Source organism: Exiguobacterium sp. UBA3968 (assembly GCF_002385115.1).
Taxonomy (GTDB): domain Bacteria; phylum Bacillota; class Bacilli; order Exiguobacteriales; family Exiguobacteriaceae; genus Exiguobacterium_A.
Window position 1 is genome coordinate 34,856 of the sequence record NZ_DGCW01000004.1, and the last position, 13,150, is coordinate 48,005.

The 13,150-nt window shown below is 49.9% G+C and carries 14 protein-coding genes and 1 riboswitch; of the genes, 5 read left to right on the forward strand and 9 right to left on the reverse strand.

The genetic code is table 11. The annotated features are described in order from the left end of the window. The first annotated feature begins 220 nt into the window (after window positions 1-220). Together B3S86_RS00375 and B3S86_RS00380 are read left to right on the forward strand one after the other, a co-directional pair. Window positions 221-775: a GNAT family N-acetyltransferase gene (locus B3S86_RS00375; protein WP_035411009.1), complete on the forward strand. Its 555-nt coding sequence runs from the start codon at window positions 221-223 to the stop codon at window positions 773-775. A gap of 141 nt (window positions 776-916) precedes the next feature. Further along, complete coding sequence (locus tag B3S86_RS00380) at window positions 917-3,472, forward strand: SH3 domain-containing C40 family peptidase (protein ID WP_290747951.1); 2,556 nt, start codon at window positions 917-919, stop codon at window positions 3,470-3,472. Between the two features lie 55 nt (window positions 3,473-3,527). Here the strand turns inward: B3S86_RS00380 and B3S86_RS00385 are convergent, their stop codons facing one another. Beyond that, on the reverse strand, window positions 3,528-3,821 hold the full coding sequence (locus B3S86_RS00385) for a putative quinol monooxygenase (protein ID WP_035411012.1): 294 nt from the start codon (window positions 3,819-3,821) through the stop codon (window positions 3,528-3,530). A 77-nt stretch (window positions 3,822-3,898) separates the two neighbouring features. Here B3S86_RS00385 and B3S86_RS00390 point away from each other — a divergent pair, with 77 nt between their 5' ends. Both B3S86_RS00390 and msrA read left to right on the forward strand, forming a co-directional pair. Continuing rightward, window positions 3,899-5,077, forward strand: coding sequence for a M20 metallopeptidase family protein (locus B3S86_RS00390; RefSeq protein ID WP_035411015.1), 1,179 nt, complete (start codon window positions 3,899-3,901; stop codon window positions 5,075-5,077). A 62-nt stretch (window positions 5,078-5,139) separates the two neighbouring features. Continuing rightward, a riboswitch (SAM riboswitch) is annotated at window positions 5,140-5,243 on the forward strand. Between the two features lie 94 nt (window positions 5,244-5,337). Further along, window positions 5,338-5,868, forward strand: a complete 531-nt coding sequence (gene msrA / locus B3S86_RS00395; RefSeq protein WP_056063762.1) for a peptide-methionine (S)-S-oxide reductase MsrA — start codon at window positions 5,338-5,340, stop codon at window positions 5,866-5,868. A 76-nt stretch (window positions 5,869-5,944) separates the two neighbouring features. On the opposite strand, the gene B3S86_RS00400 is transcribed toward msrA, so the two are convergent. The 4 genes from B3S86_RS00400 to B3S86_RS00415 all read right to left on the reverse strand — a co-directional run bounded on the left by B3S86_RS00400 (window position 5,945) and on the right by B3S86_RS00415 (window position 8,626). Further along, on the reverse strand, window positions 5,945-6,427 hold the full coding sequence (locus B3S86_RS00400; RefSeq protein WP_214748566.1) for a DMT family transporter: 483 nt from the start codon (window positions 6,425-6,427) through the stop codon (window positions 5,945-5,947). A 12-nt stretch (window positions 6,428-6,439) separates the two neighbouring features. Then, the gene (locus tag B3S86_RS00405; protein WP_035399014.1) at window positions 6,440-7,108 is read right to left on the reverse strand and encodes a Crp/Fnr family transcriptional regulator; all 669 of its coding nucleotides are present in this window, start codon (window positions 7,106-7,108) and stop codon (window positions 6,440-6,442) included. Between the two features lie 15 nt (window positions 7,109-7,123). Next, window positions 7,124-7,552 carry a DMT family transporter gene (locus B3S86_RS00410; protein ID WP_035411027.1) on the reverse strand — a complete coding sequence of 143 codons (429 nt, stop codon included), beginning with the start codon at window positions 7,550-7,552 and terminating at the stop codon, window positions 7,124-7,126. Between the two features lie 135 nt (window positions 7,553-7,687). Then, window positions 7,688-8,626 (reverse strand): NAD(P)H-dependent flavin oxidoreductase, encoded by a 939-nt coding sequence (locus B3S86_RS00415; protein ID WP_290747962.1) that lies wholly within the window; start codon window positions 8,624-8,626, stop codon window positions 7,688-7,690. 91 nt (window positions 8,627-8,717) lie between these two features. On the opposite strand from B3S86_RS00415, the gene B3S86_RS00420 reads away from it, so the two are divergent. Further along, window positions 8,718-9,257 carry a gamma carbonic anhydrase family protein gene (locus B3S86_RS00420; RefSeq protein ID WP_290747965.1) on the forward strand — a complete coding sequence of 180 codons (540 nt, stop codon included), beginning with the start codon at window positions 8,718-8,720 and terminating at the stop codon, window positions 9,255-9,257. A 46-nt stretch (window positions 9,258-9,303) separates the two neighbouring features. Here the strand turns inward: B3S86_RS00420 and paaX are convergent, their stop codons facing one another. The 4 genes from paaX to B3S86_RS00440 form a co-directional block, all read right to left on the reverse strand. Then, window positions 9,304-10,188: a phenylacetic acid degradation operon negative regulatory protein PaaX gene (gene paaX, locus B3S86_RS00425; protein ID WP_290747967.1), complete on the reverse strand. Its 885-nt coding sequence runs from the start codon at window positions 10,186-10,188 to the stop codon at window positions 9,304-9,306. Window positions 10,189-10,261: 73 nt separating this feature from the next. After that, complete coding sequence (locus B3S86_RS00430; RefSeq protein WP_290747969.1) at window positions 10,262-11,029, reverse strand: enoyl-CoA hydratase-related protein; 768 nt, start codon at window positions 11,027-11,029, stop codon at window positions 10,262-10,264. Further along, on the reverse strand, window positions 11,026-12,234 hold the full coding sequence (locus B3S86_RS00435; protein WP_290747972.1) for an acetyl-CoA C-acyltransferase: 1,209 nt from the start codon (window positions 12,232-12,234) through the stop codon (window positions 11,026-11,028). The genes B3S86_RS00430 and B3S86_RS00435 overlap by 4 nt, the downstream gene beginning before the upstream one ends. Beyond that, a complete protein-coding gene (locus B3S86_RS00440; protein ID WP_290747974.1) occupies window positions 12,231-13,097 on the reverse strand; it encodes a 3-hydroxyacyl-CoA dehydrogenase in 867 nt (288 codons plus the stop codon). The genes B3S86_RS00435 and B3S86_RS00440 overlap by 4 nt, the downstream gene beginning before the upstream one ends. Window positions 13,098-13,150 lie beyond the last annotated feature (53 nt).

The window sequence follows — 13,150 nt, forward strand, 5'->3', positions numbered from 1 at the left end:
GCGAGACGATTCGCTTTACTCCCGGGCTTTTATCCCTCCGTTGCATGGACAAACGTCCATGTTCCTCCCTCGGTCCAGCCGTACGGAACCCTAGAGGATACTGCCTATTTCATTCGATACGTCCACCCTAGCACGCCCTTTTTCCCGTGTCAAACAGGAATTCGTCTTCGATTTGTCTAATAGAATTAAAGTGACTTCATCTGAAAGAGGAGGATGCTGCATGCGTTATAAAATCAATGACCAACTTCGGATTCGTCGTTTTACACCGGAAGACGTAGAAGCGGTCCACGCCTATGCGTCACAACCCATCGTCAGCCAATTTCAGTCGTGGGGACCGAATTCCGAGACCGATACGAAACAATTCCTGCACGATGCACTAGAAAGTGAACTCGAGACACCAAGACGTCGTTATGTCTTTGCCGTGACATTTCCAAGTGACGTCGTCATCGGTGCCGGTGAACTCGTCATTACAGACGTGGAACATAAAATCGCCGAAATCGGATATGTCCTCTCACCCGATGAATGGGGAAATGGGTACGCGACGTCAATTGCCTCTTTCCTTCTTCAATTCGGTTTTGAAAAACTAGAATTACACCGAATCACAGCGACATGTGATCCACGGAACGTCGCTTCTGAACGTGTCTTACAAAAAGTCGGTATGACAAAGGAAGGACAGCTTCGCGAGACGGTCTATTTAGAAGACCACTGGCGCGACTCTTTAATTTACGGCATGCTCGACTGGGAATGGCAAGTCGATCATGAGGACGATGACTAAAATATGACTTCAAACGGTGTGCTTCGGCATACCGTTTTTTTATGCCCAATCTCCTATTTTTTTGATTTTCATCAATTTTTAAACAAGCGCATGCTACACTATTCCTAATGACAAATTTTAAGAATTGGAGTGAACCTCTTGATGAAAAAATGGACTGCTCATGTTGCTGGACTCGCTGCAACATTGATGTTGAGCTCGGTTCTACCCGCACCTGCTTTCGCTGAATCGCCACCTGCTCAACCGACGGCAGAAGTACAAACAGTCACAGAAACGACAGGAACGGCTTATTTGAAAGAGAATACCGCATTGCTACAAACAGCTGACTCTACCACTGTCATCCAACAACTACCAGCAGGAATGACATTCAAGACGCTCGATACGGACGGTGACTTCACTCGTGTCAGTTGGCAAGAAGGAATTGCTTATGTCGCAACAAGTGCGTTAACGCAAACAGCGCCTGTCTTCCAAAAACAAGCAACGTTGACTTCGAAAAGTCCACTTTCATTAGTCGCTTCACCTTTTGACTCCACCGTCGTGACGACACTTCCCGCTTATCAGCGAATCGATACATACGGCACTTTTGACACGTTCACACGCCTGAAATGGAAAGAGCAATACGTCTACGTACCTACGACACAACTCGAGCAACTTCCGAAATTGGTTGGAACACAGTACGTCAAACGAGCAACTTCCCTTTTCGTTGAGCCGAAGACGACAAGTACAAAGACAGCCGTCACTCAAAATCAAGCATTCGAGACATTCGGTACGGTGGGTACCTTTACGCGCGTGGCGACTGAAACAGGTTATGCCTTCGTATTGACGACTGATTTAGCAGATGCGCCGGTCGAAAATTATCCGGAAACAGGACTGCGTTATGTTAAACGAACAACTTCACTTTTCGTTGAGCCGAAGACGACGAGTACGAAGACAGCCATCGTTCAAAATCAAGCATTCGAAACGTTTGGGACGACGGGTACTTTTACGCGTGTGGCGACTAAAACGGGTTACGCTTTCGTATTGACGACTGATTTAGCTGATACGCCAATCGTGAACCATCCGGAAACAGGGCTACGTTACGTCCAACAGCAGACGACGGTCTATGCTACTGCGACTACGAAAGGAAAAGTCGTACAATCGCTTCCTGTGAATACTTCGCTTCAAACGTACGGCATCGAGGGTTCATTTACACGAATCAAACGAAACGACGAGTATGCCTATGTGCTGACGGCACATCTTGGGACACTAAAGTACTATCCGAAGACCGCACGCCTCTATGTTCAGCGCGCTACACCCATCTATTCGGATGCCAAATCTTCAAGTCCTATCTTAAAGCAACATCAAACGAATACTTTACTGACCGTTTACGGGACGAACGGTGTCTATAGTCGAATCAACTTCCGCGGGATTCATGCTTACGTCAAGACAGCTGATCTCGGTACTGGAAAAGTCTATGCATCAACCGGGACACGATACGCGAAACGCAACCTGTCTGTTTATACGTCGGCTTCGACGAGCAGTAAAACAGTCTATACTGTTAAACGGGCTGATCAATTGACGATTTACGGAACGAGCGGTAGTTACACACGCTTGAAAAAAGGATCGATCTACGGTTACGTCAAGACGACGGATCTCGTCACGAAAAAGCCGGATCTGTATGATGTCTCTGGTCAACGTTACGTGACAGAAGACGACGTCGTCATCCGGTCGCAGGCAAAACTGTCGGGTAAAAAAATCGGTACATTAAAAAAAGGTGCCTCGATCTCGATCTACGGAAAAAGCGGTTATTATACACGTGTCAAATACAAAAATACCTTTGGTTTCGTCGATTCGAGTCGTATCGGACTGAACAAACCGATGGCAAAAGCAAAAAAAGGGACGACGTTTTATGTTCATCTAGATCAAACTCCCCTCTTCTCTGCCGACGTCGCTTACAGTCGTCCGGCCGCTTATTTGAAGAAAGGGACGAAATTAGTCGGTTTGAAATCGATTGATGATGACTTTTGGCAAGTCCGCTTAGTCAGTGGTCAAACCGGTTATGTCCTCAACCCTTATATCAGCACGAGTAAACCCGATATGAGCCTGGCACAAAAAGCGATCGACCGGGCGAAAATCTATACCGTCAAACAGACGACATCCTTTTTCGCAAGTCCGACGAGCCCAAAAGGCAGTGGACTTGTTGAACAAGGCAAACGCGTCTATCCGCGTCACCGGGTCGGAAATTTCTATGTCATCCAATCAGGTTGGACACCTGTCTATCTTCCGGTATCCGCCGTGACGATCACGTCGGATAAACGAGTCGTCAAAAAGAATAATACGCGTGGTGAAAAGCTGATCCAAGCAGCCGTCCAGCATATCGGAACACCCTACACATGGGGTTCGCAAGATGCCGTAAACGGTGGCTTCGACTGTTCCGGACTGATTCACTATGCGACGAACCAAGCTGGAAAATACGGTGGTCGGACGAACGTTCGTGGCTACTGGTATGGTGCGTTCTTCACGAATCGCCGGACGAGCATCTCAAGTGGTAAACGCTCAGATATCGTCTTCTTCCAGAACACCTATACAGACGGTCCATCGCATATTGGAATCATGCTTGATAACGAACACTTCATCCATGCGGGTGGTTCACAGCTGCAAATCAATTCAATCTATGAACCGCGTTGGCAGGAGCATTTCCTCGGCTTTAAATCGATGTAATAAAAAAGACGAATCCGTCGGTTTCGACGGGTTCGTCTCTTCTTATCGCAACACGTCAGAAAGTCATCTCGACGTATTTCGCCACTTGTCGGTCCATCAAGTATAATTCGATCTGTTCACGGTAGGCTTTATAGTGGTCGGATGCGATATGCGCTTCAAGCGCTTCTTCGTCCCGATACACTTCATACAACATGAATTGATGCTCATCCTCGATCGATTGGTGCAAGGAATAACGTAAGCATCCTTCTTCTTTTTGTGAAGCATGATAGACCGTTTGTAAAATCGGGAAGACTTGATCCGCAAGTCCAGCTTTGATTGTAAGTACAGCATTGACGACGATTTCTCCCATGTTACATTATCCCCTTTCGTGATTACCTGTATCTGTACCCATTTTCGCGAAAAGACACACGTTAAAGGAGCTTGAACATGCAAACTCAACTTTTTGAAGCACTCGAACAATTCGAACCGACGATGATCGCGTTACGTCGCGATTTTCATCGACACCCGGAACTCTCTTTCCAGGAAGTCCGCACACCAGAACGGATTGCCGCCTTTTACGCAGAACAGGGAATTCCTCATCAAACAGCCGTCGGAGGTCGTGGTGTCGTCGCGACGATCGAAGGCAAACAGCCTGGTCCGACGATAGCGGTCCGTGCCGATTTTGATGCTTTACCGCTTCAAGAAGAGACGACGCTTGCCTTCCGGTCGATCCATCCCGGGGTCATGCATGCTTGTGGACACGATGGTCATACGGCGATCGTGATGGCCCTTGCTGCTACTCTCTATCCGTTACGCGATCAATTGCAAGGAACGATTCGGATCATCCACCAGCATGGAGAAGAGGTCTTTCCCGGTGGAGCAATCCAAATGATCGAAGCCGGCGTCCTCGAAGGGGTCGATGCAATTTTCGCGACACATCTCGAAAATGATTTACCGGTTGGCACGATCGGGTTCCGGGAAGGACATACATTGTGTGCGATCGACGAATTCGAAATCATCGTCCATGGTCAAGGTGGTCATGCCCAGGCACCGCATAAAACAAAAGATGCTCTCGTCGCTGGAGCGCAACTCGTCTGCAACTTACAACATCTCGTTAGTCGACGGGTTGATCCGTTTGAGCCGGCTGTTCTCGCAATCGGTTCTTTCCATGCAGGAACAGCACCAAATATCGTTACGGGTGAGGCACGCATTGTCGGGGAAATCCGAACGTTCAACGAGACACTTCGGCATCAGCTCCGGCAAGAAGTCGATCTTGTCGCTAAGACGACGTGTGCCGGCATCGGTGCTTCGTATTCGATTGACTTCACGACTGGTTACCCGGCGCTCTGGAATCACCCGGATGAGACAAAACTCGTTCAGGAAGCTGCTGCTTTCTTACCGGAAGCATCCGTCCGGGCACTCACACCAATGATGGCGGCGGACGACTTCGCACATTACTTAACACACGTCCCGGGTAGTTATTTCTTTACCGGCTCTGGCTATACGGACGGTCGCGTCAACTATCCGCAGCACCATCCACAGTACGAGATCAATGAACAAGCGTTGTTGATTGGTGCGAAGACACTTGGAGCAACCGTTTTACGTGCCTTAAATTCTAAGGATTGACTTTATTTCTTTGTGAATGGTATCATCACAACAATGATAACGAATGACATCAACTTCATATACCCTTATCAAGAGTGGACCGAGAGATCTGGATCGATGACGTCCCAGCAACCTGCGCATAGCAAGGTGCTACGACCAGCAAAGCGAAAGCTTTGGTTGATAAAAAGCGGCGACTCCTTTTGCAACCAAGCGAAGGAGTCGTTTTCGTTTTCTCGCTGTCAGACATACAATGGGGATTTCCCACGGAGAGGAAGAGACAGATGGAAAAAGCAACATTTGCAGGTGGATGTTTTTGGTGCATGGTGACACCATTTGAAGAATTACCAGGAATCGAGGGAATCGTATCAGGTTACATGGGCGGACACGTCGATAACCCGACATACGAGCAAGTCAAAACAGGAACGACGGGACACCTCGAGGTCGTCCAAATCACGTTTGATCCGAGCCTGTTCCCGTACGAGCGTTTACTTGAACTCTACTGGCCCCAAACGGATCCGACGGATGCAGAAGGTCAATTCCAAGATCGCGGTACGCAGTACGCGCCAGCAATCTTCTATCATACGGATGCGCAGCATGAAGCTGCGATTACTTCTCGTGACGCTCTTGCTGCAAGCAACCGTTTCAAACAGCCAATCGTGACGCGGATCGATGCCGCTTCTGAATTTTATCCAGCGGAAGAGTACCATCAAGACTTCCATAAGAAAAATCCAGAACACTACAAAAAAGATCGTGCTGCTTCTGGTCGTGATGCCTTCATCGAACAGGAATGGAAAGATACGACGACGGTCTGATTCAAAAAAATGTATATAAAAACAGGTCAGTAAACGTTAGTTTGCTGACCTGTTTCATTGTTATGGAAAAAGTAAGTCATGAAACACGTTCTAGTTGATCCTTTGCCTGTTGTTCCGGTGCCACGACTTGATACCGTTTCAAGACGAAGATGCCACACACCATGACAGCGAGACCGATGAGCTGACCAAACGATAAATCGATTTGCGGCAAACCGAACCAACCGAACGTATCGACAGCGAGGGCAAAGCTTAACTGCGAAATCAGAACGACAGAGATCGCGACGGACGGACCAAGCAATTGAATTCCACGCATGACACAAAAGACGACGCCAACACCTACGAGTCCACCGAACCAATAGAGTGGCGATACGTTTTGAATCTGTCCGATTGTTCCACCACGAAACAGAACATACGTGACACTTGCTCCGATGAAGCCGACGAAGAAAACCAGCGTCGTCGTCGCCCATGCGCCGAATGCATCACTCATCCGAGCATTCAATACCGTCTGCAAACTGATTAACATTCCAGCCAATACGGCACACACAATGCCTATTATCATGTTCGTTCCTCCTTACTCATAGCTGTTACCGTTCGCTTTCTCGCGAATCCGTTCCAAATCGACGATGATGATCTTGCCACGTCGTCGAACAAGGATCTCTTCCTCACACAACTTCGTGATAATCCGGTTAAGGTGACGATAACTCGTTCCAAGCCAGTCAGCGACGTCATGTAGATTCGACGTCCGCATCTCCTGATAAAACAAACTGTCACTAGCTTCGGACGCAATCGATAATAAGTAGCCTGCAAATCGCTCCTCGACCGTATAGAGTACGTGGTGCGACGCTGATTTCGAATCGGCATACCATTTCGCTGTAATTGTTCGTAGTAAAAATTGCAGAAAGACATTCGTCGTATTGTGCTCGCGTAAAATCGCATACGGCACGCTCAACACATCGACATCGGTCACCGCCTCAACTGTATTCAACACTTCTCGTTCATTGATGAACTCGGCGTCACCAATCACTGTCAGTGGTGTTTTGAATCGTAAAATCCGTTGTTTCCCTTCTGACGAAGCAGCAGAAATCTTGACCTTGCCTGCGACGATGAAGTACATCCGGTCGATTGTTGCACCGGTCGTACAGAGGAGTTCTCCTTTTCGGAAGGTTTCTTCACGCAACCAAGCGCGCGTCTCTTCCGTTAAAATCGTATCCAGTCCATATTGTTGGATGACGGTTTCCATGTTCGTTCCCTCCCTTTAGGCAAGTGAGAAAATCGCAACTCCTGCAAGCATGAGACCCACACCAACCCACTGACCACGATTTCCTTGTTTTTTTAAGACACCGAACCATCCTTTTAAATCAATCAGAAAGGCACATAAAATCTGCGCGACGAGTAACAAACACATCGCCCATGTCATGCCGAGTTTTTGGATCGCTGTGAGTTCCGTTACGACGACTAGCACGCCAATCAAACCACCGCTCGCATAAATCCACGGTAACTGACGGAATCCGCCGATTTTCCGATCTCGTACGAAGCTATAAATGACTAAACAACCCATCAGACCAACAAAGTGGACGATCAATACGGATAACCACGGTCCGACGCCTGTCGCAAGGCGCGCATTGAATATACCTTGCAGGGCGATGAACAGACCGCTCATCAAAGCAAACACGACTCCTTGCACGTCATCTCCTCCTTTAATCTCTACACTAGAGTAGACCTTATTTGTGCCTCACTTGAAAAGGACAAATGTCCCATTTTCAAAAAAACATGAAAAACCCGCTTTCCAAAAGCGGGTTTACGGGTCATCATTGTATGTTCATGTCGCAAAACGAGCAGTCGTCCGCTTCAGCTGTTCCTCTGCTTCCTCCATCATGCGCGTAAACAACTCAGCAACCGTTGGCACATCACGAATCAAACCGGCAACCAGTCCAGCGTTGACATATCCTTTCTCTTCATCGCCTTCAAGAGCGCCTGTAATATGATACGACTCATTCGTCTGATCGAGAAAAGCAGCAGGTGTCTTGGCTGTGAGCTGTTCGACGTAAGGACCATCAAGGACACGTCGGACAAATCCAACGGAGCGCCCGATGATGCGTGTATCGGTATCTGTCGCATCCGTTAAGCGCGATTTATAAACTGGGTGGACCTTCGCATCTTCCGTCGCGATCAACCGTGTTCCGAGCTGGACGCCGGCAGCACCAAGCAACAGGACAGCTGCTAGCCCACGCCCATCGCCAATCCCACCCGCTGCAAGAACCGGAATCTTGACCCGGTCGACAAGCTGCGGAATCAAAGTGAGGGTCGTCAGTTCAAGCGGGGAATTGATACCTGCCGCTTCAACTCCCTCCGCTACGAGTACATCAGCGCCTGCCTGTTCTGCCTTTACTGCCTGTTTGACTGAAGCGACAACAGCGATCGTTTTGATGCCAGCAGCTTGAAGTCGCTCTATGTATGGTGCCGGATTTCCTGCCGACAAAGAGACGACCGGAATCTTTTCTGCAATCGCGAGATCGATCAGTGCTTCCGTATAAGGAGATACACGAATCGCGATGTTCAAGGCAAATGGTTGCTCCGTCAGGGTTCGTGTCTCGTGAATCCGAGACGCTACTTCATCGACCGACAACGTACCGCACCCAAGCGTTCCGAGTCCTCCGGCATTCGACACCGCTGCCGTGAGTGCTGCATGACTAATGTTACCCATCCCTCCTTGGATCAATGGATAACGAATGTTGAATAGCTCACAAATCGGAAACATATCTTTCCTCCGTTCTCGACTCCCACCGCATGATATACTGACAGGGAATGAATAGTAGTTCATCTTATCCTAGAAATGAGGTCGTTCTGTTATGAAGATTCCGTATCAATCGATTCATCCGAACGTAGCATCCGATGTATTCATCGCTCCTGGCGCTTATCTGATTGGAGACGTCACGATCGGTTCCGAGTCTACCATCTGGTTCAACGCTGTATTACGCGGTGACGAAGGACCGATTACAATCGGCAAACGCTGCAGTATCCAAGACAACGCAACGATTCATCTGTACGAAGGCGCACCTGTCGTCATCGAGGATGAAGTGACGGTCGGACATAACGCGATTTTACACGGCTGTAAAATCGGACGTCGTTCGATCGTCGGAATGGGCGCGACCGTTCTTGATCACGCAGACATCGGTGAAGAATGCATCATCGGGGCGAACACGTTGATTCCATCAGGAAAAGTCTTCCCACCCCGTTCGCTGATCATCGGCTCACCGGGTAAAGTCGTGCGTGAACTGACGGAAGCGGACCTCGCGATGATTCAGGAGTCGATTGATTCCTATGTCGATAAAGGTTACGCTTTCCGAAACATTCTCGCAGGATCAACCGAACAAAACACATCTGAATGACACGAATGCGGGGCGGATTGCGTGATCCGTCCCGCTTTTATATATATCATCGTTCCGCAAACAGCGGGTGTTCTGTTGCATCATACGAAGCGCTACGTTGTGACACATCGTGTGTCTCTTCAAAGATTGATTCAAAGAACCGGCTCGCTGGTTGCGCAAGCAGACGGTAATATTGCTCGAACAACAGTGCCGCATGGTGTCCGCTCCAAGCATCCGGTAATAGTTCTTGCGGGAGTCCCGGATCCGTGAAGAGGAATTTTCGGTACTCATGTACGAGCATCGTCCGTTCGACGAAACACTGCTCATCCGTCATTTCTCCTAGTTGGAGCTGACTCTGATGGACGATGTATTGCCGGCTATAATCCGTGATGAACGTTTCGTAACGTTCCTGCAATTCCTCTAGTGGAAAAGCGCGCTCAACAAGGGATTGGTCTTGCTTCGGACCGTGGTATTCACCGACGAAGAAATCGACATACTCTTCGATTTCGTACGCTTCAATCAATCGTTCCGCCTCTTTTTCAAGCGGGTTCGGTGAAATCCAAACCCCATTCGATAGGTTGCCAAACCCACTCCACGTCAGTTCTTTGCGGAGCTCATCGCGAATCTGGCGTTTATCCTCCGGAATCGTGTACATCAGCGTCCGCCACTTCCCGTCCCAGTCGTGCGGTGTTGATCTGTAGATCCGACGTGCAGCCTCCTCCATCCGTTCCACCCCACGTGGTGTCAATGAATAGAAGCTTTTATTTCCTTGTTTCTCGGAGACGAGCCAGCCTTGTTTAACCATCCGGGACACAGCAACCCGAACGGCCTGCTCGTTATGTCCGAACTCTTTGACGAGTCGAATTAAACTCCCGACCCAGATTTGATTGCCGTAATGGCGGATATAATCGCCGTAAATCGTAAAGATCATCGATTGGGTGTTCGCACTCATGGTATTCACTCTCTCTTCAGTCGTTCATAGTGTGTATCGTTAGTATACGGGTTATTTCAAACGTCGACCATCCTCATCTTCCTTCAAAGCGTGGTGGTCGTTTTTCAGCGAAGGCTTGTAGCGCTTCCTGACGATCAGCCGTCGGAATGACGACTTCATAGGCTTCCGTCTCGAGCTGTAGTCCTTTCTCGAGTGAGACATCCCGTCCTTGATCAATCGCTCGCTTCGCTTGGCGCAAGGCAATCGGACCATTCTGTAACATCTGACCGGCAAACTCAAGACACGTCGTCATCAACGCTTCCCGGGCAACAACGGCTGTCGCGAGTCCGTACCGTTCTGCTGTCATCGCATCGATTTTTTTCGCCGTGAAGATCAATTCCTTTGCCCGCGTCTCCCCAATCAGTCGTGGCAAGCGTTGTGTTCCACCGGCTCCTGGAATGATCCCGAAGCTAGTTTCCGTCAAGCCGACGAGTGCATCCTCGACGAGAAAACGGAAATCACAGGCAAGGATCCACTCGAACCCACCGCCGAGCGCGTGACCGTTGACGGCTGCGATTGTTGGTTGCGGCAATTGTGCGATCGAAGTGAAGACATTCCGGATCGCAAGGACATTGCGCCGGACTTCTTCTTCGTTTAAATGCACGCGTTCTTTTAAATCGGCGCCGGCGCTAAATGCTTTCCCCGTTCCCGTAAACAGGACGACCCGCGCTTCCGGGTCGACCGATAACGCATCGACCTGTTCTTGCAAAGCGACAAGCGTCGGATAATCGAGACAGTTCAAACGTTCTGGACGATCAATCCGAACGATTGCGATATAGCCTTCTCGTTCTAAGTGAATCATACGAGCCCCTCCCGATCGACGACAAGTGCGATACCCTGTCCGACTCCGACACACATCGTCGCGAGACCATACGTCCGGTTCGTCCGGCGCATCTCATGCAATAATGTCGTCAAAATCCGCGCCCCACTTGCACCAAGTGGATGACCGAAGGCAATCGCACCGCCGTTGACGTTGACTTTTTCGCTTGGTAAACCAAGTGCTTCGATACAGGCAAGACTTTGAGCCGCAAACGCTTCGTTCAACTCGATTTGATCGAGCTGTTCGACCGTCAACCCTGCCCGTCGGAGGACTTTTTTCGTCGCGTCGATCGGTCCGATCCCCATGATGGCAGGTTCGACCCCTGCCGTCGCACTCGCCCGGTAATACCCAAGCGGCGTCAAACCGAGTTCGTTTGCTTTTTCTTCACTCATCAATAACAACGCCGACGCACCGTCGTTGACACCAGATGCATTCCCCGCCGTCACGGTACCGTTCGGGAATAACGGACGAAGTGTCGCCAGTTTCTCACGTGTCGTCTCAGGACGAGGATGTTCATCGCGGTCAAAGACGCTGACGTTACCTTTCCGGTCCGTTTGTGTGACCGCAACCAGTTCGTCCGTGAAGTGCTCTGCCTCGATCGCTCGTTTTGCGCGTTGTTGGCTTTCGAACGCAAAGTCGTCCTGTGCTTCGCGCGAGATTCCGTACTGACGGGCGACGTTCTCAGCTGTTTCCGGCATCGAATCCGTTCCGTATTGATCTGCTAAACGATCATTGACGAAGCGCCAACCAATCGTCGTATCGTACATCGTCTGATTGCCACGTGGGTTGGCCTGATCCGGCTTCGCGAGAACGAACGGTGCACGCGTCATGCTTTCCGTCCCACCAGCGATATAGATATCACCTTCACCTAAGGCAATTCCGCGCGCCGCCGCGATGACGGCGTCGAGTCCTGATCCACATAAACGATTGATCGTCGTACCGGCTACTTCGACCGGTAGACCAGCTAGTAGTCCCGACATCCGGGCGACGTTGCGATTGTCTTCTCCCGCCTGATTCGCATTGCCAAAAATGACTTCCTCGATCGTCTTCGGATCGACTTGTGGATTACGCTCAAGCAACGCTTCGATGACGCGTGCTCCTAAGTCATCCGGGCGAACTTGACGCAACGCGCCGTTATAGCGACCGATCGGTGTCCGAACGGCATCGATGATGGCGACCCGTTTCATGATGTCACCTCGCGATTCGTATAATCATAGACACCACGACCTGTCTTACGACCGAGTCGACCCGCTTTGACATACTGTTCGAGCAGTGGTGCCGGACGGTATTTTTCGCCGAGCTTCTCATGCAGATACTTTAAGTTGTGGAGCCGAGTATCAAGTCCGACCAAGTCCCCGAGTTCGAATGGTCCCATCGGGTAGTTTAAGCCGAGTTTGATCGCTTTATCGATCTCTTCCGGTGTTCCAAGTCCTTCTTGTAACATGTAGAACGCTTCGTTTCCGACGAGCGCACTAATCCGCGAAGTGACGAACCCAGGAAACTCACGGATGACGACCGTTTCCTTCTGCATTTGACGCGCTACCTGTTCAAGAGCTGCAACCGTCTCATCCGATGTCTCAAGACCACGAACGAGCTCGATCAGCGGCATCAGATGGACCGGATTGAAGAAATGCATCGCCATGACCCGGTCCGCCCGGTTCGTAAAGGACGCAATTTCCGTTGGACTCATCGTCGACGTGTTCGTCGCGAAATAACAGTCCGGACGTGCATTTGCTTCTAGCGTTTCAAAGACTTGCTGTTTGATGCTGAGTTGTTCCGGTACTGCTTCAATGACGAGATCCGCTTGTTGTGCCGCCTCAGCTAGGTCGGTCGACAGATGCAGTCGATCGAACAGTCCCTCGACCTCATTCGCGGATATTTTCCCCCGCGCGATGCCTTTCTCCGCGATGCGTTCGAGTTCTTGATAGGCACTTTCGACATACGCTTCTTTAATATCAACGAGTGTCACCTGAAATCCACGGTGTGCGGCAACGTACGCAATGCCACGTCCCATGACGCCGGATCCGACGACAACGATTTGTTCTACCATCTGATTTCCCCCTTATCCCCTGTGCTGTTAAAAAAGGCTGGACTTCCCGACGG

What these genes read in the sequence shown, in the direction of transcription:
- B3S86_RS00375 (WP_035411009.1), top strand. Translation starts at nt 221, where the DNA reads ATGCGTTATAAAATCAATGACCAACTTCGGATTCGTCGTTTTACACCG.
- B3S86_RS00380 (WP_290747951.1), top strand. Translation starts at nt 917, where the DNA reads ATGAAAAAATGGACTGCTCATGTTGCTGGACTCGCTGCAACATTGATG.
- B3S86_RS00385 (WP_035411012.1), bottom strand. Translation starts at nt 3,821, where the DNA reads ATGGGAGAAATCGTCGTCAATGCTGTACTTACAATCAAAGCTGGACTT.
- B3S86_RS00390 (WP_035411015.1), top strand. Translation starts at nt 3,899, where the DNA reads ATGCAAACTCAACTTTTTGAAGCACTCGAACAATTCGAACCGACGATG.
- msrA (WP_056063762.1), top strand. Translation starts at nt 5,338, where the DNA reads ATGGAAAAAGCAACATTTGCAGGTGGATGTTTTTGGTGCATGGTGACA.
- B3S86_RS00400 (WP_214748566.1), bottom strand. Translation starts at nt 6,427, where the DNA reads ATGATAATAGGCATTGTGTGTGCCGTATTGGCTGGAATGTTAATCAGT.
- B3S86_RS00405 (WP_035399014.1), bottom strand. Translation starts at nt 7,108, where the DNA reads ATGGAAACCGTCATCCAACAATATGGACTGGATACGATTTTAACGGAA.
- B3S86_RS00415 (WP_290747962.1), bottom strand. Translation starts at nt 8,626, where the DNA reads ATGTTTCCGATTTGTGAGCTATTCAACATTCGTTATCCATTGATCCAA.
- B3S86_RS00420 (WP_290747965.1), top strand. Translation starts at nt 8,718, where the DNA reads ATGAAGATTCCGTATCAATCGATTCATCCGAACGTAGCATCCGATGTA.
- paaX (WP_290747967.1), bottom strand. Translation starts at nt 10,188, where the DNA reads ATGAGTGCGAACACCCAATCGATGATCTTTACGATTTACGGCGATTAT.
- B3S86_RS00430 (WP_290747969.1), bottom strand. Translation starts at nt 11,029, where the DNA reads ATGATTCACTTAGAACGAGAAGGCTATATCGCAATCGTTCGGATTGAT.
- B3S86_RS00435 (WP_290747972.1), bottom strand. Translation starts at nt 12,234, where the DNA reads ATGAAACGGGTCGCCATCATCGATGCCGTTCGGACACCGATCGGTCGC.
- B3S86_RS00440 (WP_290747974.1), bottom strand. Translation starts at nt 13,097, where the DNA reads ATGGTAGAACAAATCGTTGTCGTCGGATCCGGCGTCATGGGACGTGGC.